This is a genomic window from Chitinophagales bacterium (genome assembly GCA_020636535.1).
Taxonomy (GTDB): domain Bacteria; phylum Bacteroidota; class Bacteroidia; order Chitinophagales; family JADIYW01; genus JADJSS01.
On record JACJXT010000011.1, the window covers coordinates 1,431,268 to 1,456,686 of the forward strand.

Annotated in this window: 42 protein-coding genes and 1 tRNA gene; 8 read left to right on the plus strand and 35 right to left on the minus strand. The window is 31.5% G+C overall.

The window, feature by feature from the left end; genetic code table 11:
* Positions 1-24: 24 nt before the first annotated feature.
* Together H6553_06595 and H6553_06600 are read left to right on the plus strand one after the other, a co-directional pair.
* A tRNA-Ser gene (locus H6553_06595) sits at positions 25-109 on the plus strand.
* A gap of 91 nt (positions 110-200) precedes the next feature.
* Positions 201-1,283, plus strand: a complete 1,083-nt coding sequence (locus H6553_06600; protein ID MCB9033486.1) for a site-specific integrase — start codon at positions 201-203, stop codon at positions 1,281-1,283.
* Positions 1,284-1,555: 272 nt separating this feature from the next.
* On the opposite strand, the gene H6553_06605 is transcribed toward H6553_06600, so the two are convergent.
* From H6553_06605 to H6553_06775, 35 genes are all read right to left on the minus strand, one after another.
* The gene (locus tag H6553_06605; GenBank protein ID MCB9033487.1) at positions 1,556-1,810 is read right to left on the minus strand and encodes a hypothetical protein; all 255 of its coding nucleotides are present in this window, start codon (positions 1,808-1,810) and stop codon (positions 1,556-1,558) included.
* 3 nt (positions 1,811-1,813) lie between these two features.
* A complete protein-coding gene (locus H6553_06610; GenBank protein MCB9033488.1) occupies positions 1,814-2,119 on the minus strand; it encodes a hypothetical protein in 306 nt (101 codons plus the stop codon).
* 183 nt (positions 2,120-2,302) lie between these two features.
* Positions 2,303-2,575, minus strand: a complete 273-nt coding sequence (locus H6553_06615; protein MCB9033489.1) for a type II toxin-antitoxin system YafQ family toxin — start codon at positions 2,573-2,575, stop codon at positions 2,303-2,305.
* A complete protein-coding gene (locus H6553_06620) occupies positions 2,575-2,772 on the minus strand; it encodes a hypothetical protein (GenBank protein ID MCB9033490.1) in 198 nt (65 codons plus the stop codon). The genes H6553_06615 and H6553_06620 overlap by 1 nt, the downstream gene beginning before the upstream one ends.
* 94 nt (positions 2,773-2,866) lie before the next feature.
* Positions 2,867-3,097, minus strand: a complete 231-nt coding sequence (locus H6553_06625; protein MCB9033491.1) for a hypothetical protein — start codon at positions 3,095-3,097, stop codon at positions 2,867-2,869.
* 6 nt (positions 3,098-3,103) lie between these two features.
* Positions 3,104-4,510: a hypothetical protein gene (locus tag H6553_06630; GenBank protein MCB9033492.1), complete on the minus strand. Its 1,407-nt coding sequence runs from the start codon at positions 4,508-4,510 to the stop codon at positions 3,104-3,106.
* A gap of 9 nt (positions 4,511-4,519) precedes the next feature.
* On the minus strand, positions 4,520-5,749 hold the full coding sequence (locus H6553_06635; GenBank protein MCB9033493.1) for a hypothetical protein: 1,230 nt from the start codon (positions 5,747-5,749) through the stop codon (positions 4,520-4,522).
* Between the two features lie 6 nt (positions 5,750-5,755).
* Positions 5,756-6,097, minus strand: coding sequence for a hypothetical protein (locus tag H6553_06640; protein ID MCB9033494.1), 342 nt, complete (start codon positions 6,095-6,097; stop codon positions 5,756-5,758).
* Entirely contained in the window at positions 6,098-6,259 is a 162-nt protein-coding gene (locus H6553_06645; protein ID MCB9033495.1) for a hypothetical protein, read from the minus strand.
* Positions 6,260-6,261: 2 nt separating this feature from the next.
* Positions 6,262-6,477, minus strand: coding sequence for a hypothetical protein (locus tag H6553_06650; GenBank protein MCB9033496.1), 216 nt, complete (start codon positions 6,475-6,477; stop codon positions 6,262-6,264).
* Positions 6,474-6,992, minus strand: a complete 519-nt coding sequence (locus H6553_06655) for a glycoside hydrolase family 104 protein (GenBank protein MCB9033497.1) — start codon at positions 6,990-6,992, stop codon at positions 6,474-6,476. The genes H6553_06650 and H6553_06655 overlap by 4 nt, the downstream gene beginning before the upstream one ends.
* Positions 6,993-7,063: 71 nt before the next feature.
* Positions 7,064-7,207: a hypothetical protein gene (locus H6553_06660; protein ID MCB9033498.1), complete on the minus strand. Its 144-nt coding sequence runs from the start codon at positions 7,205-7,207 to the stop codon at positions 7,064-7,066.
* 210 nt (positions 7,208-7,417) lie between these two features.
* On the minus strand, positions 7,418-7,927 hold the full coding sequence (locus H6553_06665; GenBank protein MCB9033499.1) for a hypothetical protein: 510 nt from the start codon (positions 7,925-7,927) through the stop codon (positions 7,418-7,420).
* A gap of 2 nt (positions 7,928-7,929) precedes the next feature.
* Complete coding sequence (locus tag H6553_06670; protein MCB9033500.1) at positions 7,930-8,901, minus strand: hypothetical protein; 972 nt, start codon at positions 8,899-8,901, stop codon at positions 7,930-7,932.
* Positions 8,902-8,904: 3 nt separating this feature from the next.
* Complete coding sequence (locus H6553_06675) at positions 8,905-9,189, minus strand: hypothetical protein (protein MCB9033501.1); 285 nt, start codon at positions 9,187-9,189, stop codon at positions 8,905-8,907.
* Position 9,190: 1 nt separating this feature from the next.
* Positions 9,191-9,940: a hypothetical protein gene (locus H6553_06680; protein MCB9033502.1), complete on the minus strand. Its 750-nt coding sequence runs from the start codon at positions 9,938-9,940 to the stop codon at positions 9,191-9,193.
* Positions 9,941-10,020: 80 nt separating this feature from the next.
* A complete protein-coding gene (locus H6553_06685; GenBank protein ID MCB9033503.1) occupies positions 10,021-10,836 on the minus strand; it encodes a hypothetical protein in 816 nt (271 codons plus the stop codon).
* A gap of 21 nt (positions 10,837-10,857) precedes the next feature.
* A complete protein-coding gene (locus H6553_06690; GenBank protein ID MCB9033504.1) occupies positions 10,858-10,995 on the minus strand; it encodes a hypothetical protein in 138 nt (45 codons plus the stop codon).
* A gap of 105 nt (positions 10,996-11,100) precedes the next feature.
* Entirely contained in the window at positions 11,101-11,298 is a 198-nt protein-coding gene (locus H6553_06695) for a hypothetical protein (GenBank protein MCB9033505.1), read from the minus strand.
* A 1-nt stretch (position 11,299) separates the two neighbouring features.
* Entirely contained in the window at positions 11,300-11,851 is a 552-nt protein-coding gene (locus tag H6553_06700) for a hypothetical protein (GenBank protein ID MCB9033506.1), read from the minus strand.
* A 2-nt stretch (positions 11,852-11,853) separates the two neighbouring features.
* Positions 11,854-12,549: a hypothetical protein gene (locus H6553_06705; GenBank protein ID MCB9033507.1), complete on the minus strand. Its 696-nt coding sequence runs from the start codon at positions 12,547-12,549 to the stop codon at positions 11,854-11,856.
* Entirely contained in the window at positions 12,509-12,823 is a 315-nt protein-coding gene (locus H6553_06710; GenBank protein ID MCB9033508.1) for a hypothetical protein, read from the minus strand. Before H6553_06710 ends, H6553_06705 begins: the two co-directional genes overlap by 41 nt.
* Before the next feature lie 15 nt (positions 12,824-12,838).
* On the minus strand, positions 12,839-13,354 hold the full coding sequence (locus tag H6553_06715; protein ID MCB9033509.1) for a M23 family metallopeptidase: 516 nt from the start codon (positions 13,352-13,354) through the stop codon (positions 12,839-12,841).
* Positions 13,332-13,592 carry a hypothetical protein gene (locus tag H6553_06720; protein MCB9033510.1) on the minus strand — a complete coding sequence of 87 codons (261 nt, stop codon included), beginning with the start codon at positions 13,590-13,592 and terminating at the stop codon, positions 13,332-13,334. The genes H6553_06715 and H6553_06720 overlap by 23 nt, the downstream gene beginning before the upstream one ends.
* The gene (locus tag H6553_06725) at positions 13,589-14,026 is read right to left on the minus strand and encodes a carboxypeptidase-like regulatory domain-containing protein (protein MCB9033511.1); all 438 of its coding nucleotides are present in this window, start codon (positions 14,024-14,026) and stop codon (positions 13,589-13,591) included. The genes H6553_06720 and H6553_06725 overlap by 4 nt, the downstream gene beginning before the upstream one ends.
* Positions 14,027-14,638: 612 nt before the next feature.
* Positions 14,639-14,899 carry a hypothetical protein gene (locus H6553_06730; GenBank protein MCB9033512.1) on the minus strand — a complete coding sequence of 87 codons (261 nt, stop codon included), beginning with the start codon at positions 14,897-14,899 and terminating at the stop codon, positions 14,639-14,641.
* 105 nt (positions 14,900-15,004) lie between these two features.
* On the minus strand, positions 15,005-15,208 hold the full coding sequence (locus H6553_06735) for a hypothetical protein (protein MCB9033513.1): 204 nt from the start codon (positions 15,206-15,208) through the stop codon (positions 15,005-15,007).
* Positions 15,209-15,427: 219 nt separating this feature from the next.
* Positions 15,428-15,682, minus strand: a complete 255-nt coding sequence (locus H6553_06740; GenBank protein ID MCB9033514.1) for a hypothetical protein — start codon at positions 15,680-15,682, stop codon at positions 15,428-15,430.
* A gap of 128 nt (positions 15,683-15,810) precedes the next feature.
* Positions 15,811-16,086, minus strand: coding sequence for a hypothetical protein (locus H6553_06745; protein MCB9033515.1), 276 nt, complete (start codon positions 16,084-16,086; stop codon positions 15,811-15,813).
* Between the two features lie 43 nt (positions 16,087-16,129).
* Positions 16,130-16,351 carry a hypothetical protein gene (locus H6553_06750; GenBank protein MCB9033516.1) on the minus strand — a complete coding sequence of 74 codons (222 nt, stop codon included), beginning with the start codon at positions 16,349-16,351 and terminating at the stop codon, positions 16,130-16,132.
* Position 16,352: 1 nt separating this feature from the next.
* The gene (locus H6553_06755; GenBank protein ID MCB9033517.1) at positions 16,353-18,728 is read right to left on the minus strand and encodes a hypothetical protein; all 2,376 of its coding nucleotides are present in this window, start codon (positions 18,726-18,728) and stop codon (positions 16,353-16,355) included.
* Complete coding sequence (locus H6553_06760; GenBank protein ID MCB9033518.1) at positions 18,725-18,982, minus strand: hypothetical protein; 258 nt, start codon at positions 18,980-18,982, stop codon at positions 18,725-18,727. The genes H6553_06755 and H6553_06760 overlap by 4 nt, the downstream gene beginning before the upstream one ends.
* 4 nt (positions 18,983-18,986) lie before the next feature.
* Entirely contained in the window at positions 18,987-19,280 is a 294-nt protein-coding gene (locus H6553_06765) for a hypothetical protein (GenBank protein ID MCB9033519.1), read from the minus strand.
* On the minus strand, positions 19,277-19,504 hold the full coding sequence (locus H6553_06770; GenBank protein ID MCB9033520.1) for a hypothetical protein: 228 nt from the start codon (positions 19,502-19,504) through the stop codon (positions 19,277-19,279). The genes H6553_06765 and H6553_06770 overlap by 4 nt, the downstream gene beginning before the upstream one ends.
* Positions 19,501-19,824, minus strand: coding sequence for a hypothetical protein (locus H6553_06775; protein ID MCB9033521.1), 324 nt, complete (start codon positions 19,822-19,824; stop codon positions 19,501-19,503). The genes H6553_06770 and H6553_06775 overlap by 4 nt, the downstream gene beginning before the upstream one ends.
* Positions 19,825-19,906: 82 nt before the next feature.
* Here H6553_06775 and H6553_06780 point away from each other — a divergent pair, with 82 nt between their 5' ends.
* The 6 genes from H6553_06780 to H6553_06805 all read left to right on the plus strand — a co-directional run bounded on the left by H6553_06780 (position 19,907) and on the right by H6553_06805 (position 25,415).
* Positions 19,907-20,248 (plus strand): hypothetical protein, encoded by a 342-nt coding sequence (locus H6553_06780; GenBank protein ID MCB9033522.1) that lies wholly within the window; start codon positions 19,907-19,909, stop codon positions 20,246-20,248.
* 98 nt (positions 20,249-20,346) lie between these two features.
* Entirely contained in the window at positions 20,347-20,592 is a 246-nt protein-coding gene (locus tag H6553_06785; GenBank protein ID MCB9033523.1) for a hypothetical protein, read from the plus strand.
* Positions 20,593-20,634: 42 nt separating this feature from the next.
* On the plus strand, positions 20,635-20,994 hold the full coding sequence (locus tag H6553_06790; GenBank protein MCB9033524.1) for a hypothetical protein: 360 nt from the start codon (positions 20,635-20,637) through the stop codon (positions 20,992-20,994).
* Positions 20,995-21,152: 158 nt separating this feature from the next.
* Complete coding sequence (locus H6553_06795) at positions 21,153-22,682, plus strand: hypothetical protein (GenBank protein ID MCB9033525.1); 1,530 nt, start codon at positions 21,153-21,155, stop codon at positions 22,680-22,682.
* 88 nt (positions 22,683-22,770) lie between these two features.
* A complete protein-coding gene (locus H6553_06800; protein ID MCB9033526.1) occupies positions 22,771-24,702 on the plus strand; it encodes a histidine kinase in 1,932 nt (643 codons plus the stop codon).
* Positions 24,699-25,415: a response regulator transcription factor gene (locus tag H6553_06805; GenBank protein ID MCB9033527.1), complete on the plus strand. Its 717-nt coding sequence runs from the start codon at positions 24,699-24,701 to the stop codon at positions 25,413-25,415. The genes H6553_06800 and H6553_06805 overlap by 4 nt, the downstream gene beginning before the upstream one ends.
* Positions 25,416-25,419: the final 4 nt, after the last annotated feature.

Consider the following 25,419-nt stretch of genomic DNA (forward strand, 5'->3'; position numbering starts at 1 on the left):
TCTGCTATATTTGCACTCTCAATCGGAGAGATGGCAGAGCGGTTGAATGCGGCGGTCTTGAAAACCGTTGACTGTAACAGGTCCGGGGGTTCGAATCCCTCTCTCTCCGCTACGCTTGTAACTATTTGATTATAAGCATATTATATTGTTGAGCTACTTGTACCCTTTGTTGAGCTTTTACTACCAAAGTTTTAAAAGCCATGTTAGTACAAGAAAAAAAATTTTTGTCTCTAAAATTACGCCCTACTGACCTCTCTATGGAGAAGGACTGGTACATCGAGGCGTATGTGCCAACCCACAACGGACTGGGCAAAAAACGCCTACAAATACGAGGAAAAATTAACAAAGGCAAAACCGTCAACGAACGCCTAAACATCGCTGAACTCATGATATCACAGCTTGAGCAGTGGCTTGTACCACAGCAAACTAAATCTATTCTAAAAGAAGCGTTAACGCTGGATAGTTGGCAATTAAAACCCAAAACAATTAGTGCTTATACTACTGTACTTAATCTATTTACGGAGTTTTTAAAAGGCAAAAGTGAAGAAACCGTAACTAAACAACAGTTGACTAATTTTTTTATTTTTTTACATGCCAAAGGAATTAATCCTAATACTATTGCGAAATACAGAAACACACTACACATTCTTTACAGCAAAGCGATTAAACATGATTTAATTAGCCGAAATCCAGTAGACAGAATACCACAGATGAAAAAAAATCCTAAATCGCTCATGTATTTTAACGATGCTCAAATCGCTAAGCTAAAAAGTGAAATTGAAAAAAACAATCCGCAATTGTGGTTAGCCGTCATGTTACTGTATTACTGCTTTATTCGACCGAATGAACAAAGGCATTTGCTTATTCGTGATATTAATTTAGACTTTGAGTTTATAGAGATTTTAGGCGAACACTCCAAAAACGGAAAAACGCAAAAAGTAGTAATACCAACAGTTTTAAAAGAAAAATTGCAGTTCTTAAAACAGTATCCTAGCGGCTATTTTGTGCTTGGAAAATACGGTACTCCAGGACCAGAAAAAATAGGGCATAAATGGCTGAACGACAACCACAAGCGATTTTTAGACAAACTGCAAATTGTTGGGCGTTACGCCTTTTATTCTTGGAAACATACAGGCGTTGTAAAATGCGTACAAGCTGGTTTAAATATTCGCGATATACAAAACCAGTTAAGACACCACAGCTTAGATATGCTACAGGAATATTTAAAAAATTTAGGAGTTTTACAAAGCGTTGATTTGCGTGATAAGTTTCCAGAACTATAAAATAAAAAAACGCTCCATTTTCGGAGCGTTTTTTATAGTAGTTTAATTTAAGCATATCGAATGAAAGTGCTGTGTGCCAATTTTGTTAACCGATATTTTAGGTTTCTCGTATCCTATCCTTTGAATAAATCTTCTTATTTCCGATGCTCGCAAAAACTTTGCTTCTTTTTTGCTTTTTGCTATAGCCATAAATATAACTTCCTCTATTTTTCTTTCTGGAGTTGTAACCACTATTTCGTATAGTATGTTTTTCATTACTTATAATTTTGTTGTTAAAAATCTATTTTACACAGTTTTTTTATAAAGGAAATTTTAAAATCGGTTGCTTTTTTCAAACCGAAACAGCGTTCATCTTCTGTTTCTGCTACTTTATAAAAGTCTTTATCATTTTTTAATTTTTCCAAAACCTTGCGTTCTGCTTCGTTGTGCGATGCAGCTCTTACATAAAGTGGTGTTGTAAATTGCGACCAATTGGTTTGATTGAAATTTCCTAGCGTTACACTAATTTCAAATATATGTTCTCTCATGGCTTATAGTTCTGGAAAGTTATACATAATGTTTAGTTTGCTCTGAAATTCTTCTAATAATTGTATTAGTTCTGGAATTTCGTCTTTGTGCATATAGATAGAGTTGCTACCATTTGGCACTTCGTTTAAAAACTGATGTTTAGTTTGGCGTGGTCCTCTTACTCTAATAAGCTCTACATTGGTAATGTGATCGCTTTCTTTTGGATGTGCTACATTAGCACAAATTACATAGTGGTAATTTTTTTGTTGTTCTGTGGCATTACTGATACCTTGTACTTTCATTGCCGTTTTCTTTTTTCCCGTATGCATAATAAATGTTTTAAAACACCACACGGCTGCATACGAGAATTCCATGACAGAATGTGTGAGTTTCCAAAACTCTCCGTGTGGCTTGATTTTAAATAAATTGTTTGATTTGTCATTAAATTCTCTTTTTGTATGCACAACAAATGTAACAAAAAGAATGCCAAAAACAAATTTTTTAGGGGAAAATTAGAATAAGTCTGCGTGTGTGCCTGTACGCGTAAGTGTAATTTGTTTTTCTTTATCATTTTGAAGCCAAATTAAGAGCCAATCTGGCTTTATATGACATTCCCAAAATCCTTTATAATTTCCTGTTAATTTGTGTGGTTTGTAGGTTGCTGGTAGTTTTCCTTTTTCTTCTAAGATTAAGATGGTTTGTAGTAACAATTCCATTTTATACCCTCGCTTTTTGCAAAGTTTTACATCTTTCTCAAATTGATTGGTAGAATTAATTTGATACATTAGCTGATGAGTTTTTCAAACCAAGATTTTGTATTGGTAACTTTTTTTACTGTGCCTTTTTTAGCTGCTTGCATAGCTCGCTTTGTAGTTGCATTTGGCTCTTTATACACCCGTACAACGCCTAATGTTTCTAAATAAGAAACTAATGCTTTACCATCTTTGGTTTTTGTATCTATAGAAACATAAACAGTGCTCATGATTAATGTTTTTACAAATTTAGCAAATATTATTCCAAAATGAAAGAAAAAAACTCCTACTAGTTGTAGGAGTGCGACTGAAAACTAACAATCTCTAATCGCTTTTATTTTTATGCTTATTTTTTAGCATTATTATAATTCTAATAATATTATAAATAAATACAGATATAGCAATCAGTACAGTTAGTATGGCTTCAGCTTCTTCTGCGTATCCTGCAATGGATACAAAAAAAGTGAATACAATTTTTACTATACCTACTAGGTATAGCATCGTTAAATTGATGATATTAAATTTGTCATCTAATAGCTGTAGTATGATATTCATAAAATATTAATTGAAAAAAGGAAGTGTTTCTTTAACCATTATTGTTTCTCCTTGCGATGCCTCCGTATTAGATATATAGATACCGTTTGCAATTGTCTTAAAAAAATTGTCATCATCAAAAATCGACGGAAAATTGTTTTGGAAATAGTTCAAACCTCTTAACTTTCCACCGTCAAAAGGCAACAAATAACGCTCGTTTAAAGAAACAGACATGCTTGTATTAAAACTAATGGCATCAGCTGTTATGGCTTTATGATACTTTGTATTATAAATCTTAGCTATTCCACCGTCTACACTTTGTAAAACGCCTAAAATTGGATAGCCAACATGTGGCGGACTTCCAGCTGAACCATATTGCTGCTGAAATGAATTTAAAATAACGCCATAACCACAAGAATTACTTATATTAAGATACCCATTTTCATTGCCCACTGAAGTTATATATATAGTATCATTTGAAGCGGTGGCAGTTATATGATAACTATACAAACTATCAATCAAATAAGCAATATCGACTGCAAGTTCTGCCGTGCTGTTTACAAAATAATAATTTCCAGAAATATCTACCTTAGCATTAGGTAAATGTGAATTTTTTATAAATGATTGGTAATAAATAGATGTATTATAATTGTTATTAGTGTAATTAAATATATCATAATACATACAGTTTTCTATTGTGTTTTGACCATACTGATAATGAAATCCATAAACCACCATAGAACCATTAAATGCAATTTGATTTACCGTATTTTCATAAGTAGAATATCCTGTGGCAAAAAACCAAACTGTATCACTATTTTGACGGTGTATTACTTCTAACTCTGAATATATAGTATTATTAATAGTGTTTGCTAAATTGTTAAGTGTTTCATTCAGACTTGCTCCTACTATTACATCAGTTCCATTGTTTTGAGTAGTAGTAAAATTAAATGTTTGATTGGCATTATAGCCCTCAATAAGCAAATAGTCCCCAACTGTTGGATTTGTATTTATAATTAAATAATAAATGTCCTGCGTTGGTATTGTATAAAGTTGGTCTATTTTAATTGCAAATTTAGAGGGTTGCCCCATACTTCTACAACATGTATCAGCCACAACCGCTTTACCGCCAACATTCATTACAAATAAATTGCTATCTGCACTAGTTAAACTTACATCTGCTGGAAAATCATAAGTAGAATTTATAGTTGTACTATTAGTATTTCCGTTACCGTTGCCATTTCCACTGGTAGCTATCCACTTTCCAAGTGAAAAGTTATACATAAGCATATCACCGCCATTAAGCGTATCAATAGATACATCTTTTAATCCTGCCAAGAAACCATTGCGTTTGGAAATAATTTTTTGTGTTTGTGCTTCACTTACAAAAATAAAGCTAAGTGATAATAATAGTAAAATAATTGTTTTTTTCATTTTTTTAATTTATATAATTACTGTAATTTCTATCTGTGTGTTTTGTTCTCCGATAAAAAAGAACATGTCTTCACGGAAAATATTTATTAAGCTTTTTTCTCCACGCTCTAGTATATTTTCATTTGGTTTGTATCCTGCTGAACTATAGAATAGTTTTTTGTTGCTGTCAATAAAAAATCCGTTGGCAACAGCATCTGTAGTAGTTGGTAAGAAACGAACAAACAAATACCTAAATTTATTCAAAAACAAAGAATAAGTTTCTTTGCCTGTTTGTTCACTGCATACATCTAAGTATGTTATTGGTTGGTTGGTAGGTTGCATCGCATTAACAATTTGCGTATGCTGTAAAAACGGTACAGCTGACACAGGCATATTTTGTATGCTAGATGCTATATTGGCACTACCACTGGTGTTTATTTGAAAGCCAGTACCAAATGAGCCAATACGGTAGAATCTATAAGCAATTCTTTTAGTCGCATTAAAATCAAACGCTACTGTAAAGTCGTGTGTAAAAGCACTGCCTAGTGTCGTTACTGTACTCTTATCAATTTGCAGTGTGGCTATAATATTTGTGCCACTCTTAACCACACTTACCAGTGTTAACGCTTGGTGTGTCCCATTTTGGTCTAAGTACGAATTATTACTTAGTGCTGTAACTGTAGCACTACTAAGCGTATATGTGCCAAACATTGTAAGTTCTAACAATGCCAATGGTATATTGACCGTAAAAGTTAAAATAGTTCCACTTGTTGACCAGTTAAGCGTTACGCCTCCTGTTTCCGTTTGTACGGAACTTTTATTTAGATTTCCATCTAGTCTGTAGGTTTCTGTTTTTACACCAAACGCTTGAAAATTGTAAGGGTTGGCTAACACACCCCAATATCTAGTTTCATCAAGTCCGTTACTCGCTGGAAATGGATTAATCAAGGTGAAATTATTTGCCGTTCCATCGCCAAAAATGGTATTAAATTTCTCCACAAAACGCCAAACGCCCTCAGCATCAATGTACCAGTCTTTGTTGTTGTTTTCAGCAGAAATAGTTTGAAGCCCTTGCAATAGTTTCTTTAGTTCTTCTACAGCTACACTATCACCGCCACCACTCATACTGTCTAGTTTTTTTCCTATCCAGTCTAACAAGTTTTCAGTAGTGCTATTGTATGGTACGCCCAATAAATTACTTTTGTAGTCGGTAGCTACTGGTTCATTTACATCTGGCGTTCCCTTTGGATCTATTCGCATTGCTAATTACTTTTTAAAAATTGGAAAAAGGTCATCAATAAAATCAATAGCATCTTGAACCTCTTCTTTGATGTGTGGTGTTTGAGCTAGAAAATCTATAATGATTTTCCATTTGGCTGGTATTTGAGCTACGAACGCAAAAAAGTTTTTGGCTCTTTGTTCCCTAGTAATTTTTAGCGTATGGTAAGCATTTTCTACACGCGTTTTGTCATTTTCCCAAATGCTTAAAATTTCGCTTATATCCTGCGATTTACCGCCCTTTTTCTTACCGCCTACTTGTACTACTAATCTATTGATGAAAATAAAATTTTCGGCAACTAATAAGCTTTCAAAAGCTACTCTTTCCATTTATCTGCGTTTTCTTCGTTTAGTACTTGTTTTTTTCTTAGCAGTAGTAGTAGATTTTGCTTTTACTATTCTACCGCCTTTTACATAGCGATAGCCCTTTTTTAAAGAGCCATCTCTTTTTAAACCTGTGTGCTGTTTGCACTTAATTTTTCTTGTTGACATAATTAAAGTTTTGATTTGTCTTTTTTAATAATATGTTTTTCTCCGTGCGTTGATTTGTTCGGAAACAAACTGTCTATTGCCTCTATTATTTTCAATATGATGTCCTTGTTTTTATTAGTAGGTATCATGTTTACTACAATCTTAGTGATTAGTAGTAGGTAGAAAATAATGCCTCCGATTTCTTCCCAGTGGTCTTGAATAAAGTGTAGTGCTTTCATGCTATATTACCTCCGTTGTTTTGATAATTAGAAATTAAACTTGCTAGTGTTTTTTCACCTTGACCATAACCTGCATTAGGCAGTGAAGCCCATTCTTTGCGACATTTATTAATAGCTTCTGAAATATTGCCATTAATAATATCATCTAAAGCACCTCGCTCTTTTATGAGCTGTACAGCTGCTAAATCTTGACTGTTTGGAGAAAAGTCTTTTAAACCAAGTTTAGTTTTTATTTTTTGCCAGGTTGGCTTTATAATTTGATATGCTCCAGATGCTGTAGATTTGCAAGGCGGTGTAATTCCTGCACCTTTACACATACTATCTGGTAGGCGTTTGCCAGTCCATTCACCAGTAATGGCTGGGTGGTCGGAAAAGTCTTTAATGGTATGCGAATATCCATAACATACAGCATATGCGTTGCTCTTACTAGCAGTGCCTTCAGAAAACTGAAGCATATCTAAAAATGCTCTGACATTTTTATTGTTAACCGCATCATGTATTTTATTTCTACTCATTTTAATATAAATTATAATTAATATAATAACTGTTACTATAACTAATAGATAGTTCGCTTTTATCCATTTAGTTACTTTTTCCATATTAACTTTATCACAAATGCTACTGCAATAACTGCAATAGCTACTTCAATTAATCCTTGCCTTTGTACCTTAACTTCAATCGGTGGTATGTCGCCGTTCAAAATATCTTCTACTAATTTTATATTTGCCATTTATTTTATTTTTTTTAATTCATAAATAATATATAAAAGTGCTGTTACAGCTCCTAAAACTTCTAAAACTAGTAGCACAATTGGTGTAAGTGTCGCTATCATGATGCAATTACTTTGTAAAGCATATAAAATATAAAAAACACAAATATTAGTACAATGAAGCCAATGACTAAAAAAATATTCGTAAGTCCTCCTAATAATAATCCCATACTATGATGCTTGTTTTGATATGATGTTTAACCATGAAACCATATCGGAACTAAAGTTTTTGGTACTTACCTTAGTGCCTAAATGTTCCTTAACTTCCTGTGCTACATTTGCATTATTATTTTTTCTATGAATTTTGAAATAATAATTAACGCACTGTAACGCCTTTAATGTTTTTATTCTATTTAATTGTGCAATCGTAATATCGTCATCATCGCCTATCCAATTCCACTGTATGCCAATGCCTAGCACATTCCACTGATACAAACTATCGTTTAGTTTATAAGCCACTTGGTTACAGTTTTGTGCATCTTTTTCAGATATTCCAAACTGTGTCCCAACGGTTTTAAATTCGCCCTCTTTTGCTTTGTCAGCTTCGTCTATTAAAAACTGCTGCTCACCTGTTTTTTCCTTGTTGCGTTTTTTGAATGGTAAAAGCATTAAATAAATAATAATACCTAAAAGTGCAAGTAACAATCCTATTTTAATGTATTTTTGATTTTGCTTTGTCATATTTATTTTTTAATAATGAATACTACAGCAACTAATGCCACCGCTCCAATAATTACATACATCATCATATTGTCTTTTTTCTTATCGGTTTGTTCCTTAGTAGGTGCTGGTGTTTCTATACTTCTAGGTTCGTATATTGGCTCATCATATATTGGCTCTTCATATGCCATACGAGAGTTGCTAAAAGGTGTATTTAACATTTGTGGTTGTGGCTGTGCGTTAATTACTCCTGTTTCGTCAAATGCTGTTTGGTTAAGCATTGCTTCATTTTGTGCGTCATACACTGGCGTAGCTGGTATGTCGTAAGATGGCTCAACTGGCATTGGTACGCCTGTTACAGCACCAACTGCTTGACCTATCAAACCTGTGATTGCACCGCCAATTGATGCAGCTCTAGTAGGCATTGCTATACCTTGGTCAGCTAGGACTAGTCGTGCTTCTGCTTCTGCATTTTTTTGATTGGCAGTTGCATGTTTTTTTTCTGCACGACCTTCTCGTTTCACTACACGAGCTTCGCGTTTTCTAATTTTCAAATCTACCTTAGCATCTTTCTTTTTTTGCTTTCTAGCTTTTTTTGCTTTTCTGCGTCCAGAGATGTGAGAAAATTCGTCGCCGTGTGTATTTAAATTTATCATTGCTTGCTCTTTTTTATCTTGTAATATGGCTCTTTCAAGTTGTGCCTTAACTCTCAATGCGTGTTCTGGATTGTTTCCTGTCAACACCTTACTAAGTGCAAAAACGGCTTCTTTTAATGAGTACCCTTTTTTAACATATTCATTAAACGCCCACTGGTCAACGGCTAATTCATCTTTGCTATTGAGTACATGATGTCCGTACTCGTGTAGCAATACAAAAAAGCGATGCTCTGGTTTTAGTTTTCTCCACTGTGGTAAATCAATATAAATATCTCCAGTTCTGCGATGCACAGAAGCCACAGAATTACGACCTGTACTTTCACAGTAATAGATATTCACCGCTTACCTTTTTTTTCTATTAAAGAACTTATAAATTAAAAAGACAACAACAACCAATGCTATAATTTTTAACCAGTCTTTTTGTTTTTTTTCTTTTTCTTTTTTATCAAAATATTTTTGTAAATCCACATCAATTGCTAATGCATCTGCTGAACCTGTTTTGTATATTCCTATTAATTTATTATTAGTTTTGTCAAATATTTGAAACGCAACAGTTTTTCCATCTTCAGTCGTAATTGAAATTTTTACTTTACTCGCCCACTTTGATAAAAATTCTTTTTCACTCATATTATTGTTTATTAAATGTCAAATAAGCAATTAATAATACAACGGCACCAATACCGACATACATAATTAGTTTGTCGTTTTTTTCTTTTTCGTCTTGGTCCTCTTTGTTGTTTGAATTAGGATTAATACCTGTTATTAGTTCTCCATCTTCATTAATATAGTAACCGCTATTGTCTTCTACTACATCTTGTGCTGTGCCTAATGCATTTGTTGCTGTGTCTGTTGCATAGCCAATTTTTTGCATGGCGTTACCGAACTTAGTGCCGTCTGTTAAAGCACCTAATGCGTTGGTGGCTACTGATGTCCAACCAAGTGCGTTATTTGCTTTGTCAAGTGCAGATAAAGTAGTTTTTATTCTCTCTTTTTGCGGTAGCTGTGCAAGTACTTGAGCAGCACTTGCATTGTCCAAATTAACTACACCAGCATTTTGTTGGTGGTAGAGTTTTTTAGCATCTTTTTTGCTGATGCCTTGAGCAGAAGCCATTGTTTTTATGTTTTGTCTGCCAGCTTTTTTTTCTTGTCTTTTAGCTTTAAACTTACCGCCAAAATTTTCCAATGCTACGATTTGATGTAGCATAGGTTGGATATGAAATTCGTCCAAATCTTGTAAGAACGGCATTTGCTTTTCGTAAATGACACTTCTTAAATTTGGCACATCTGGAAACACTGGAACACCATAAGTTTCTAAAATCTGTTTTAGATTATCATGGTTCATTTCGAGTGCATTAAGTATGGTATGATGAAATATCATTGCTTATTTTTTACTGTTTTATAAAAATGCCCCTCTCAAGATGAGAGAGGCACTTACTGTTATTCGTCAAAATACTAGTTTTAACCGCCAACCATTGCAATAGATGGTGTACCAATCAATCTTTGTGCTTTGTTATTCACTGCATAATACTGATTCAGTGCTGGTCTATCACTCAAGTTTCCGTGTGCCTTAGCTGCTTTTTTATGCATTGCTTTGGCTATGTTCATTACGCCACCAAAATACAAGCTTAATCTAAGTGTAGAGTTAGCTAATACTTTCATTGCAACTTGTGTTTGTGCATCAACTTGGAATGCTTCTACAATTGTAACCATACCATCACGATAAGTATTTTCGTTTTGGTAAGAAGCTGGATTGATTTGGAAAGTTTTCATTGACTTGTTGAAAGGCGATTGAACTTCCACATCAAATGGTTCTTCAATTTGAAGTGGTGTTGTAGATGACATTTTAATTGCTACGATTCTAGCTGGATTTTCAGCTAAAAATCTTCTTAATAATTCAAATGGAGTTGGCGAACAAGATACTGTTAAGATATTACCTGCAACTGAGTTATTAGCTCCAGTTTGGTAAATTAAACCATTAGGTACAGTTCCGTTTTCAACTCTGTTTTTTAAGCCACCAAACAAATAAAACTCTTCATCTGTAGTATTTGTGTTTTGTACTGTTAAATTGATAATTCTTGGTGAACGAATACTTCTTAATTCGGAAACAAAAGATTTCGCATCACCTTCAAAATCTAATAAGTCGTCGCCATCACCAGTATAATCATCATACTCTCCTAAATAGTCCACTAAATCGCCGTCGAAACGACTTAGGTTGTGAGCTTCTTTTTCCATTAGCTCTATTGCTTGTTGTGTATCTAAAAATTGTTTTTTCATTTAAACTAAATTTTAATGTGATTAATCTTTCTTACCTATGGCTAGTTTTCTTTTTACTTCACCATTTTCTGCAACTTCTTTAACTAGAAGTTGAGCTATAACACTCGCTACTAACACGATTACGAATGTGATTAAGATTTCTTTTGCATTTTTGCCCATGTCGTTTTTTTTATAAATTGAATTACAAATAAAATATAGGGTTACGACCTACTTTGTAATTGTCGTTAGGTGTTAGTAAATAAATAGAAATAATATGAAGTAAAGTTAATTGTTTGGTTCACCCAGTTTGTTAAATATCAATTCGACCTCTTTTGGCGTAAATACCCTAATGTTGTCATAGTCTTTTAATTCGTCGATAATTCCAGCTCTTTTTACCCAAGTATAAAAAGTAGTATATGTAGTTCCGTACATATCTATTAACTCTCGTTTTGAATAACTTTTTATTACTGGTTTATCTTCCATATTAAAGGTTTATTACAGTTTTGGCATGTGGTGATTTAGAACGCATTACTTTGGCGTGTGCATTTTCAATTTCTGTTTTATTATAGAATTTATTATAAGTACTTGATTTGAATGTATCCTTTGTTTTGAAAAGTACCAGTTTATCTGAAATACGATATAAGTCTGGTGGAATTTGCGACACCGCATGATACATGACTACTATATCAAAACCATGTTGTTTGCTCTCGTAAAATAAACGGATTTCGTTTTTACTCATGTTTTGAGATAGGTATCTATGTGCATCTTCTAAAATAAGGTTTGCGTCCCAAACTTTGTTGTTTATTTCTTCAAGTAAACTAAGTGGTTCACTTGATATTAAACGGTATATTCCAGTTTTCCAAGCAGCCAAATGCGTTGTAGGCATTATTGGTATGTGCCTGTAGCTTTGATGATCCAGCATATCTATTATAGCTGTTTTGCGTTTACTTTTAGATAGCAATTCTATTGCAAAGGTAGTTTTGCCTGTGCCTTTTGCACCACAAATTATAATTATATTAAACTGGTCATTAAGCATAATTAATCAGTAAATACATCAAGAACACGACCACCCATGACTTTTATTAACGACATTATAATTGCTGTATTGGGTCCTAGTTGGTACTGTGGCATATCTCTTAAAATAAGTATTAGTGATTGCTCTAATTCTGTAAATTCATCGTTGGTTAAAGGCAGTGCTTCTACCTTTTGTTTTACACGCTCCAGTATACGCACTTTGGCTTGGTCTGACAAGTCTAATGTACGAATATCTGCAATACCTTTTTCAACTTCTTTAAATGCTTGTTTGGCAAATTCGTAGTCATCTAAACTGTCAAATTTATTCTTTGTTTTCCAGTTGTGCAGTGCTGTTAAAACTGCCTGTTGCGTAAAGTCAAATGTACCTACAATAAGTGCTGCAGAAGTTTCTACACTTAGTAAATTTGATGTGTTTATTGGTTCTTCTGCTACATCTTCAATTTTATCTTTATCAAAGTCTTTGGCGTTTACTTTTACTTCTGGTTCGTTTACTGCTTCAAAATCATCACTATTAATGTCTTGTGCTGGTTCTTTAGACACCTTTGGTACTTCAAACTCTTTCATTAGCTCGTTTACAGAAGTATCGTTATCGTTTACGACTTCGACTTCTTCTATTTTGTCTTTATCTGTTGCCATATTTTTTGGTTTACGGATTTCTTTAATTAGGTTTAGTTTCTCCTGTCGTGATTTCTTTGCCATCGCTTGGAATTAAGTGTTTATACTTATCGTACAGTGGCAATAGTGCCTTTAAATGTGCTACATTTTGTGAAAGTTCACCGCTTGCTAATTTTCCCATGATTTGAGGTATTAGCCGTCCGATGTTTACTTCTGTGTCGCTGTTAAGTATTTGTATTAGTCCTAGTGATTGCAACACCTTGTATATTGCTTGAATAATAGTTTGTATATCTTGTTGGTACTGCTCGTTTTCCAATTTGGTTTGATTGAGCAAATCTAAAATGTCGTTATCTGTCATATACTGTTTATTTATTTATACGAAATAGTTTGTTGGATTTACGAGTATACCATTTTTATACAATTCAAAGTGAACATGATTTGTCATACTTGCACCGTACTTTTTACTAATATTATCAGCGTTTACAAGCAATTCACCTCTTTTTACTACTTTTCCTACGCTGTATAATGCTTTTATATACATGATTTTGGCTTTGTAAACGCCGTCTGTGCTTTCAATTTCTACGAGTTTGTATTTGCTGTCATCTGCATAAGGTTGTCCATAACGAATAATTTTACACTCGAAAGGTGCGTATATACTTTGGTTTTCGGTTGCTACAAAGTCAATGCCTTTGTGTGTGCGAGTGCCACCACTTCGTGAAGCTCCAAAGTGTCCGCAACCGAAAGCATCACATTCACGCAGTTTATTAGTGCTGTTTACTGCAAAAAATCTACTCATATCTGCTGTTTTTTTTGAACCGAACAAACGATAAAACAAGTATGCTAGTGCTGATACAATGACTATGTATTTAATTCTCAAATTCTTTATCATCGCTAGATTTATTAAGTATATTGGTTAGTTCTGCTTTTGTTGGCATAGCAAACTTAGCTGTTGCATATTGCTTTGTAACTGTGAAGTGCATCATTTGCCTAATCATTTCTGCCATTGAATTGGTATAACCTTGCTGTTTACGCCATTCTAACAAAGCATTCAAATATGCCTGCTCGTCTTCTGTAACATCGGTCGTGATGCGTTTACGCCTTGTTTTGTTTGCTAATAAATCTATCATACTAAATCTATGATTGGTTTATTACCGTTGTTTTTTCGTAAAAAGTAAACCAGTATAGCTAATACCACTAAACCTCCCAGTATATAATACAGTGTGTTGTTATTTTTCTTTGGCGTTACTCTTGGTGCTGTGATGACTACTTCTGCTAATTCATCATCTGCTTGCAATTCTACTTGAATTTCTCCAGTATTGCGGTTTCTTTTAGTGTTTACTAACTTTGGCTTATAACCAATCATAGTAAACGCCAAAATAAACTCGTTTTCTGGCATCGTAATTTCAAAGTCGCCGTCTTCATCGCTGGTCGTTCCTACTTGACCTACACCGCTCACCGTTTTAACTTCTAAGTTAGAACCGCTCTTAGGTATGAATATATTTACAAACGGTAGTGCTTCGCCTGTACCTGCTTCTACAACTTTTCCTATAATTTTTGTCATGCTGTTGTTTTTGGTAAAAGTCTAGGTATATTAGCACTCTTGCAATACCCTTGCAAAAACTACACTCCAAATATGAATCTGTAATAAGTCTATGTAAATGTATGCACACTGTGTAGTCCTTTAGGACTGTTTTTGTGTGGACTTTTGGACTGAGACTTATAATATACTGATATACAATAAGTTATGCAGTCCGAAAATGGTAAAATTAATTTGGACTAGTCCACTTTTGTTTTGGACTGATTTTTTACCCTGCAATTTTGCTTATTTTGCGTAAACCATTGTAAACTAATAAGATATTGTAAATATTGGCTACGCTATACCTATTTTGGACTAATGGACTGCTTTGGACTACTTTTGGACTGACAAATGGACTGGATAAGTAGTTGATTTACTGTGGTTTGTGTGTTTTAAGTCCAAAAGTCCAAAAAATATCTTATTAATTGCTTACTAAAGTAAGTAAAAAAAAGAGAGAGAGGTAATAGAACCGCCGAAAAAAACGGACGAAAAAACGGACATCGGACTTCTGAAAAAAAATAAAAACTCGCTCCAAAAAAAAAGAGCGAGTTAAAATAGGTGGCGACTATCGTCGCTATTTTCTTTTAATTAAGCATATTATAGAGCGTTGAACTCGTTTACTACTTGATTACGAGCTTGTGTTATCTCCTTTATTAAAGTAGGAATTAGCTTATCTTTTGGTTGTAGTTCTATGGTTTTTTCCCTATATACTCCAATGTCAATTCTAATAGCAATAGTTATTTTCATAGGTGTAGTTTCATTTTTATCTACAGCCCATTGAATATGCTCTAACATTTTGCTTAATTCTATTATTCTTTCGTTAAGCTCATTAGCTTTGTTTAAAGTTGTAATATCCATATTGTTTTATTTAAAAGTTCTTAGAATGGCGTATTTTTGTTTGTGTTGGTGATTGGTGCGAATAACGGAGTATAAACGCCATTAAAACGAGCGTTTATACTGGTGTTATAGTTTGGCTTCGTGGTTATCACATATCATGTATTTTAATACATGCGGTTTTTGTATTTTTTTTGTAGTATTAAAATTAATATCTTCTGTTTGATTATATGCAAACCTATAGTTGTGTAATGATTGTAAAAAACTACACTCACCTGTAGTTTTAGTTACTTTGTTAAAGTGAATACAGTTTAAACATTTATTAAATTTCATATTGTTTGTTTTTTATAGTAGACCTTTTTTTCTATAGTATTTTTTTATTTTATCTTTTTCGTCCTGTATTTTTATTTCTATTGGAATTATATATTTATTAATGTTAGTTTCCCTTTTTTCTTCAAGTTTTTTAATTTTATCTAAATAGATTTCTGGTAGTTTTCGTTTGCTCATTTTGTTGGTTGTTTTATATTAGTAAATATGTTATTTATTGCTTGTCTACCAGTCCGATTTTTTAAGAATGAATTTGTCTTTTGAATGGTAAAGTTTTAAGAATTCAAAAAAGAGTTGAGCATCTATATCCGTAAAAAATTCATTTTTTTTATAATTAAAAAAGCGTTGACCGTTACCACTATCCCACAATATAGCATTCCCTTGTATGGTTCTGTGATAACCAAAAATTTGGTTATCTTTTGTTTTTATGATTGAAAATGTTTCATTTATATCTCCTGTGTATTGTCTTGCATTTGCCAAATCTACGCTAGATATGACTAGTATATCGTATTTAAATTTTTCGGAATATCGCCTACTCCACTCTGTGTTATTAGCGATAAAATCATCTAAGCATAATACTATCTCGTCATAGATTTGGAAATCTAACTTTAGGATAGATATTTCGTACTCTCTTCTGCGTTGTAAGAACTCTTCAATTTTTTTTTTTTTTTATTGCTTCCATTGTTATTGTCGTTTTGTATTTTTTTTATCTGAATTATAAAGTCTTCAGCTTGTTGTTTATTTAAGAACAAATCTATTATTTCATCTGAATCATGGTCGGTATATGATAGCATCATATGTTTTCCTGTTTTTTTGCAACCGATACAATTGCTGTCATGTACCCTAATGCTTTTGACTTCTTTTTCTGTTTTTGAATACTTCATGTTGTTTGTTTTATGATTAATTAATGTGTAATGTTTTATTTCGTTAACCAATGCTAGTGAAGTACGAATTGGTAAAATTTTTAAAAATTGGATGTTGTACTTCCGATTTTGACTTAAAATATTTGGAAAGAAACTCCCAAACTGTATTTTCTTCTGTCAAGTAATGCAATGGAGTTTTGGTTCCTTTTGGACCTGGATTAAATTCTACTTTGTTAGGGTTTTCAGTGTCAAAAATGAAACCTTCTGGCATTTTTAAAATTTTCATACTATTGTTGTTTTATATTAGTAAAAGTATAATATTCTATTCCGTTGCGTTTGATGCGACCATCTGCACTGGTAGCGTGTGCATTAAGTTCTAAATCTGAGATTTGACAAAAGCTATCAATGCACTTCTTAAATGTGTTCGGCTTCCAGCGTTCTACATTTTTAAACTCCAAACCCATTTTTTGAAAAATCTCTTTTTTGTTATATTCATTATCTACTAATATATAATCTTGTAACCATTCTAAGACATCGCTTCCGTAGCTGTCTATAAATTTATTGGTTGCGTAGTTCTCTACAGGAAATGCTATTAATCCTAATTTTAAATAACTGTGTAAGCAATTTACCATATAGGAATAAAACTTATTCCACTCTTCTGTATCCCAGTCATCAAAAAACATTCTACCAAACTCTTTGTGTGGCGTATGGCTGTTGTTAAAGTAATTGGTAAACTCAACTATTTGTTGTCTGCCAATTACGCTATCACCATCGCCACGCAAAGAAAAGTTAGTAGAAATATAAAATTTTGGACTGTCTGCAAAAGGTAAAGTAACGCTATCACGACCTTTTTTTGCAAAAGTAAATTCTTCTGTAATCATTCCGAATAATCGCTCAAAATCGAAGTTTTTAAGCACATCGTTGAAGTTGACTACTTCTGTGTCAACATTACATTGTTGGAACGAAAATTCGTAATCGAACTTAAAGTTTTTACCATCAATAATAACACTATTGAGCATCTTACCTAATGCTTTTGATAATAAAGATTTTCCACTTCGTCCGTTTGGCTCGTAGCTATTTTTACGAATGGTTTTATCTACTGCTACAATGGCTTTTGTTAGTGCTGGATTTTTGTATCTATGCAACAAATAACCAATTGTTGTACTAATGCTTAAAACTTTTTTTGTTTCTGTTTCTATATAGTCTTCGCCAGTAGCATATCTATTAATACCAGTAATGGCGTACTCTAAAAATCTTGTAAAATCACAGTCGAAATCTTCTGTATAATTAAGATTAAAATCTATGATTTGTTTTTTCCAAATATATCCTTTCATTTCGCTATACTTTTTTACCTCAACACCATTTTTTGACACTTCTAAATAGTTGTCTTTAAAATACACAAATGCTGTATTTCTTGTATCTCTTCGCAGTGTAGGATTGAAGTAATGCAAAGAAAGGAATAGTGTATTTGAGATGTAAGTTCTAGCACCTCTCATATACATTTCATATACTTGTATTTTTTCATCATTAATATCAGTTTTTAAAAACTCAAGTAGATACTCCTTAATATATGTTTCAGAAATCATTTCAATTACATTGTCCTGTACATGTATTAGTTCATATTTATCACCAACCTTAAATTTGTAAAAACCTCTTTTTGTTAAAAACGCTATAGCATATCTATAAACAAAAGTGTATTGGTTGTATGTTTCTCCTGTTGATTTATTTGTTCTTGTAGACTGTTTCCAAAACTTATCACCAGTACCAACATCTAGATCGTTGTCTTTGTGTTTTCCCTTTTTATTTTTGGACGATTTTTTATTTTCGTATTTAGCGTGTTCTTCTGTGTGTTTGTAAGCACTCTTTACAGTACGAGTAATTTCGGTTTGCGGGCTGTCGTTAAAATTATTGAAACAATAATATAAACATTCATCTTGTGTTATGCCTTTGCGATTGCAGTTATTAGCGAACAAATGTATATACTCATTTCGGTTTCCATCGTAGTACTGTTTTTTCTTATCGGTGAAGTTGCGAACTTCATTTAACCTACTGTCTATGTCTTGCACTTCGTTAGCTGTTTGTGTAGGCATTTCTTGTGTAGTTATCCAAGATTTATTGATAGGTATTGCGTTAGGATTGATATATATCGTATCGTCATCACTTAGAAAACACAAACGAGAAACATCTTTACATGCTATATCAATTTCTACATCGTATAAGTCTTTGAACCAAAATTGCAACATTGGAAATATCGCCTCGTGTTCATCTGCTGTAGTTTCTGTAGGAATAAGAATTTTAAGTCCGTTTCCAGATGGTGAAATAAATACCGCTAACACTCTACTATTGTCTTGCAATTGTGTTTTTAAATCTAACAACCTTGGTATATCTAATTTGTCTATATCTACACAATAGATGTGTGAATAGGTAGTTAGTTTATCTTTGCTTCGTTTTTCAAAGCTACCACTAAATGTAACTGCTGGTAGTTCTTGTTTTAGCTTCCCTTTTTTATCCTTGTCTTTTTCGCCACGAATATTTTTTATTTGCAACTTGAGTAATGCAGCTGCTTGTTGTATTTGATTGAGTGCCTCTTGTACCGTTGTTTCTGTGCCAGTTTTATCAAATACATTTTTGTATAATGTAATTTTTTGTTGTAGGAATTTCATAAATCAAAATATTTTCCAGTTTGGATTAAGTCCATAATTACACGCATTGGTACTAAGTTGCAAAAGTCCTTTTCTATTTTTTCTGCTTGTTTAGTAAGTGCGTTTTTTTGGCGTAGAATAGCCGTTTTTTGTTTCTGTAAATGTTTAGGCATTGGAACGCCCAGTAGTTTATAATGTTCGTTGAGTGTACCAATAACCACCAACTTTTTATTAATTTCTGCTAACTCGTGTTTTATTTTTTGGTAGAGTTTCATTGTTTTATTTTTGTAAAAAGTATATTGCTCTTCGAGCATGATTTATACTTCTGTTAATCTGTCTTCTAAGCAAACCAAAACGAAAAATAGCATGTTCATTGAATTTTAAATGTTCACATTCTATTTGTACCTCAGCTATTTTTAATTCAATGAGTTTTAAATCTTTGATTATTTCTTCTACTTTATTTATTTGTGATTTTTCACTCATTATTTTATTTTTTGTATATGTTTTTCTAATAGCTAAGTTCATTAAAAAAACGCGTATATTTTCTATCGCAACATGAGCTTCTTCTTTCATTTGTTATTGTTTTTTATCGCTTCTACCCAATTAATTTTTCCTATAACTATATCACATAATGCAGTAGTTTCTCGTAGTTTTAAATTCAGTCTATCTAATTCGTGGACATATGCATTACCCTCTATGCTTTCGGTCGCTTCTACATATAAAAGCGTTATGCTTTCTAAGTGTTGTAAAAGTTCTAATTGCATTTCTCTTATCTTATTTACTTTTTCTACACTCATACTGTAGGATTTTCGAGTTCGGTAATGTCTTCAATTTTTAATGCCTGTGCAAACGCTTTGATGATGTCGTAGTTTACTCTGTAAGTATCATCGGCTTTGCAATAGATATGGCGTTTTATGGTAGCCATAGAGGTTTTGGTTTGGCGTTGCACAAAAGCCATGATAGCTTTCTTTTTTACCTGCGTTCTTTTAGACATTCTATAATGAATGTTAAATTTTAGGTCTAAAAGCCCGTCTTCTGCGTTTTTGGTATCATTTTTTAGTGTCATAATTGAGTTGATTGTATCGATTTTGATACAAATGTAATGAATTGCTTTCATAAAAACAAATAAAAAATTACAAAAATAACACTTTGCTTACAAACTCTTTATGCTCATGAAAGGAAACGCTTACTTTGAAAATATGGAAAATGAGGACAAAATAATCATGAATGTTCCAGAAGTATTAAGAAGTTTTTTGCTCAAAAAGGGCATTAAACAATCTGATGTAGCAGAAGAAATGCGTTATAAAAATTCTCAAAATCTAAGTATAAAACTAAACAGTAATAAGAAAAGAATTAGTACTGAAGTTATTGAAAAAATGAGTATAGCTACAAATATAAATATGTTTAAAGTATTAGCTATAGAGTTTGAAAATTTAACAGGCATTAGAGAACCTAAAACAAAAAATGCAAACAGTAGCCAACTAGAAAAGGCATTGATGGATTTTATAATAGAAAGATTTCCTAATGTAATAAATAGATAGTTATGGTAATTAGAATACAAGATCATGAAAAAGTGTACAAATTTGAATATTTCATAAGTGATTATGGCGTAACTATTACAGTCCTAAATAAACAAACAATGAAAGAAAAAGAGATATATAATGTAAATAAACTTCAAATTTTTCATACTAAAATGCAGATGTATAGGGTAATTGATGAAAAAACTTTGAAAATAAAGAAGAGTGGATTGAGCGAACATTGTATAAATTCTTTTTACAAAACTTTAAATGATAATAAAAAATATATTACAGAGTGTGTCGCAGACAAGTATGAAGACATAAAGCGAGATTCCAAAAGAAATAATAACGAAAAAAACAAAGAATAAAAAAGCTAAAAGTGCTTACGAAGCGAATCGTAAATTAAAACAATGAATGCAATAACTATCATCACCTTAGCACCAATACTTATATATGTTATAATATGGTTGGTAGTTGTGTTTGTTGTAAAAGCCAATATAACCCAAAAAGGAAAAAGAAAAGAGTATCGTAAACTTTTAATGAAAGATGTTAACGAAGCAATAGTGCCTTTGTTTTTTATATCGCAATTGGTATTATATGTATCGTCTGCTGATTTTAAGTTTGAAGGTTTTGGTGTCATACTTTTTGTATTAAAAATTTTAATATTTATAACTTATATTGTTTTAGCTGTATTGGCTGCTATAAATTTAAACAAAAACATCAAAAAAATGCTTAGTGAAAACGAAGCCAACGAAAATGATATAACATAATTAGATAACTAAAAAAACAAAGAATAAAAAAGCTCAACAAAGCAAGTATTTGAGCAACAATAGGATAGGAGTTAAATAATTATCCCTCTCTCTCCGCAAAATTTTTTCCTTAAATTTTTGTGTTTATTTTCTTTGCAAATTATGCTTATATTTAAGCTATGAAGCGATTTTTTAACTTATTTACAATTGCTATTATTTCTTTAATAATGTGGAGTTGTAGTAAAAATGATAATAGTAGTAAGGTGCCAATTACTCAAGATAGCTGTGAAGTATTGATTAACCAACGAAAAGCTAATCCAAGTATTGTTCAAAATCCGAATGGAAGATTCAGTTATACACATCGACAAGTTAAATTTAAAATAAAATCATATAAAGAAATAGAAAGTTTAGAGCAAAATGGCATTACTTTACTCGACCATAATTTTGATGCAGTTCCAGATAAAAATCTAAATTATACTACAACACATACTAATCAATATGGTGTGTTTTATGCTATAGTTCCTAGAGCTTTTAATTTAAGCAACTATAATTATGATGTTGTAGATTATAGAAATATTGCTACTACCAATAAAAGAGTTGCTAGTAAAGTCATTAACGGAAATATTGAATACTATGATCCAATTGCACAAGAAAATTTACCACTGCAAGGCGTTAAAGTTTTAGTTAAAGATCAAAATAATATCAATTCAAGTTTTGCAGATGCAGACGGAAACTTTTATATAGATGCTAGTTATTTTAATTCAGATACTATAGAAGTTTTAATTCAGTTTAACAATAACGAAATTGAAGTACGCACTTTTAATATCAATAATCTTGGAGCTGTGGTTAATCCAAATACTTTTTCATTAGGATTTAAAACTTCATGTGCGTTTACCAATATGCAAATAAGTATTGGTAGTAATTTTAAAAACTCAAAACTGCATTCAAGCATTGCCTCTTTTGTAAGTTATTATCAAATAAAACAAGTGGTTGCCAATAATCAATTGCAATTGCCTAATAAAAAACTAATATTTTGGTTAGATCAAGGAGAAACGCTAAGCGATGCATATTCTACACCAATGTTAAATGTTATTAGCAAAACCAATCCTGCTGCAATTAATTTATTTTTAGAAGATTTAATCAACTTATCACCAGAGTTAGCCAACTTAGTTGCTCCAATTGTAAAAGATATTTTACCAGATATTACAGTACCGTATATAGAACAACAAGCAACAGTAATAAAAATTAGTGCCATAGAAACCATACATCACGAATTTGGTCATGCTATTCACTATGCAAAAGCTGGTAATGATTTTTGGGTGCCTTATATTGTTTATATTTTTGCCAATGGAGGATATGGTTATCAGTCGTTGCCAAACTCAGGAATTATTGCATTGTCAGAAGGTTGGGCAGAAGATTTTTCATATTTAAGTTTGTACGAAACCTATCAAAAAGAAAACTATTTAATCAATGCAGAGAAAGAAAATACAACTAGTGGTTATTGGATAATTTATGGTTTGTATTACGATTTATTTGACAATGCTACTAATGAAACATTTGACAATGTAAGTAATATATCAATAAAACAAGTATATCAACTTTTATCTACAGATGTAAATACACCTGTTTTGTTGAAGAATAAACTTAAAACCAATTATCCAACGCAAGCAACAGCTATAGAACAATTATTCAATCATCATGGATATTGATTTGAAAAAATGTAGTTCTAATTAGTATTGTTCTTGTTGATAAATCTAGTTATTCTAGATTATTGATATATCTTTTTAAATTTGTTACATGACAGCAATTGTTGGTAAGAATAAGAAAAGGTACTTGTTTTATACAATAATAATAGTTGTTCTAATTTTACACAGTAGCTTAATTTACGGACAAACTGAAAAATTAGTAAATACTTCTAAAGTGTTTTCAAAGACAGAACAAGCAGATTCTTTCTTAAATTTAAGTATAAACTATTTAAACAAAGAGTATGATTTAAATTTGGCACAAGAATATGCTCAAAAGGTCTTAAGCTTAAGTACTGGAACAAAAAACAATCAACTACTTTCTAAGGCACATGGTATTATAGGTATAGTGTATATGTATAGAGGCATTCTTGATACAGCAGAAAATCATATTCTAATTTCATATAAGTATGCTAAAGCAAGTAACAATGATTCTTTAGTATGCATTGCTCAAATGCGAATTGGTGGTTTAAAAGCCAATATGTCAAAGTCTGATGAGGCAATGGCTTATTTTTTAAAAGCACTTCAAACAGCTAAACATATTAAAAATTATAGCTTAATTGTTGATGCACATTATAAATTAGCTGGCTTATATGCTTCACTAAATCAATTAAATAAAGTAAAAGAACACTTGTATTCAGCTTTAGAAATTATTGATGCTAATTCAATTACTATAGAAGATGATTTAAAGTTAAATGTATTAGTTTTTGCTAATGCTTATAACTTAAATATGAAAAAAATAGAGCCAAATAATAACGAGTATGATAAGGAATTTCTTCGTTTATCAAAACAGTCTTTGGACTTAGCACTTAAAATTAAAAATTACAATCAGGCATTTAGTACATTACTACAAATAAGCATTTACTATAAAGATATAAACAATTATACATTGTCAGATAAATACTTGAATAATGCAATGTCATATTTAAAATATAGTGATGTTAATAATGAAAATATGTTTAATGTATTGAAAATTGATATGTTAATACGGAATGATAAGAAAAAAGATGCTATAGCATTGATAGAACAATTTTCAGATACGACAAAAACATTACCATTGTCTCTAAAATATAATACGAACGAAATAGCTTACCTAAGATATAAAGAACTTTCGATGTATGAAAAAGCACTAGAAAAACTAGAAATTACTAATGAGTATAAAAATCGTATTCAAGAAGAAGAACAATTAAAGTTAATTAAAGAATTAGAAACACAATATGAAGTAGATAAAAAAGATGCTCAAATTAGAGAAGCAAAACTAAAACAAGCTTTAAACAAAAGGCGGACTATAATATTTGCATCTTTATTAGGACTCATAATATTGATATTAGCAATAGCTTATTTGTATAACAGAAGTCGATATTTAAAAACACAATTAAAAATGGCTCAATTGCAAAATGATTTACATCGTAGTCAATTAAATCCACATTTTATATATAACAGTATAAATGCTATACAACCATTTTTGTATAATCAGTCAGATCCAAACAAAGGTGCAGCTTATTTGTCTGATGTCTCTATAATGATTCGTAATATGTTAGATGCAACATTTGATGATTTTTGGACACTACAAAAAGAACTCGATTTTATTATACAATATTGTCAAGTACAAGAGCAAATTTTAGAATATAAGGTTGATTTAAAAATTACTTGTAATGAAAAAAATAAAGCACTATTATTACCATCTTTAATTTTGCAACCGTTTATAGAAAATTGTTTTGTACACGGATTTCAAAATACAGATGAAGAAAAAATTATAGACTTAAATATTAAAACAGAATATAATTATATATTGATAAATATTATTAATAATTCAAGTATAAGTAAAGAAAAGCAAGAACAAAAAATACATGTTTCTAGAGCTATGCAAATAACTTTAGGAAGATTACAAAGTGCTTATCCAAAATATAAAAATATAGAAAAATATATTGTGCTTCATCAACAAGACAATAAATTTATTGCTGAACTTAAAATTCCAATATCATGATTAAATTAATTATAATTGATGATAGCAAAGCTAATAGAAATGGACTTCGACTTATGGTCGAACACAACTTTCCAGAGGTATTCCAAATTGATGAAGCCAGTGGCGTTTTAGATGGTGCAAAACTTATTCGTCAAGAACAACCAGATATTGTTCTATTAGATATTCAAATGAAAGACGGAAGTGGTTTTGATTTACTAGATAGTTTATCTGATGATTTTTTTTATTTGATATTTGTTACAGCATATAAAGAGTTTGCTATCGAAGCAATAAAACAAAAAGCATACGATTATCTTTTAAAACCTGTTAATCCATTAGAATTAATAAAAGTATTAAACGAACTTATTACAAAAATTCAGACAAATAAAAAGTCTTCAGATGAAGAAATGCCATCAAAAATATTAGTAAAAAATCAAGAACAAACAATTTTATTAAATATAGAAGATATAGTTTATTGTGCTGCACAAGGAGCTTATACAGAAATAATAACTAAAGCAGGTCGTTATGTGTCTTCTAAGAATTTAAAACATTTTGAGAAAATATTAAAATCTCAAAGTTTTTTACGAGTACATCATTCCTATTTAGTAAATACTTATTTTATTAAATCAATAGAAAGAAATATACAAGATGGTTTAACAATGATTAACGATGATAAAGTTCCAATTGCAGCTCGAAGAAAACCAGCAGTCTTAAAATTTTTAAACGCTTTTAATTAAGTTT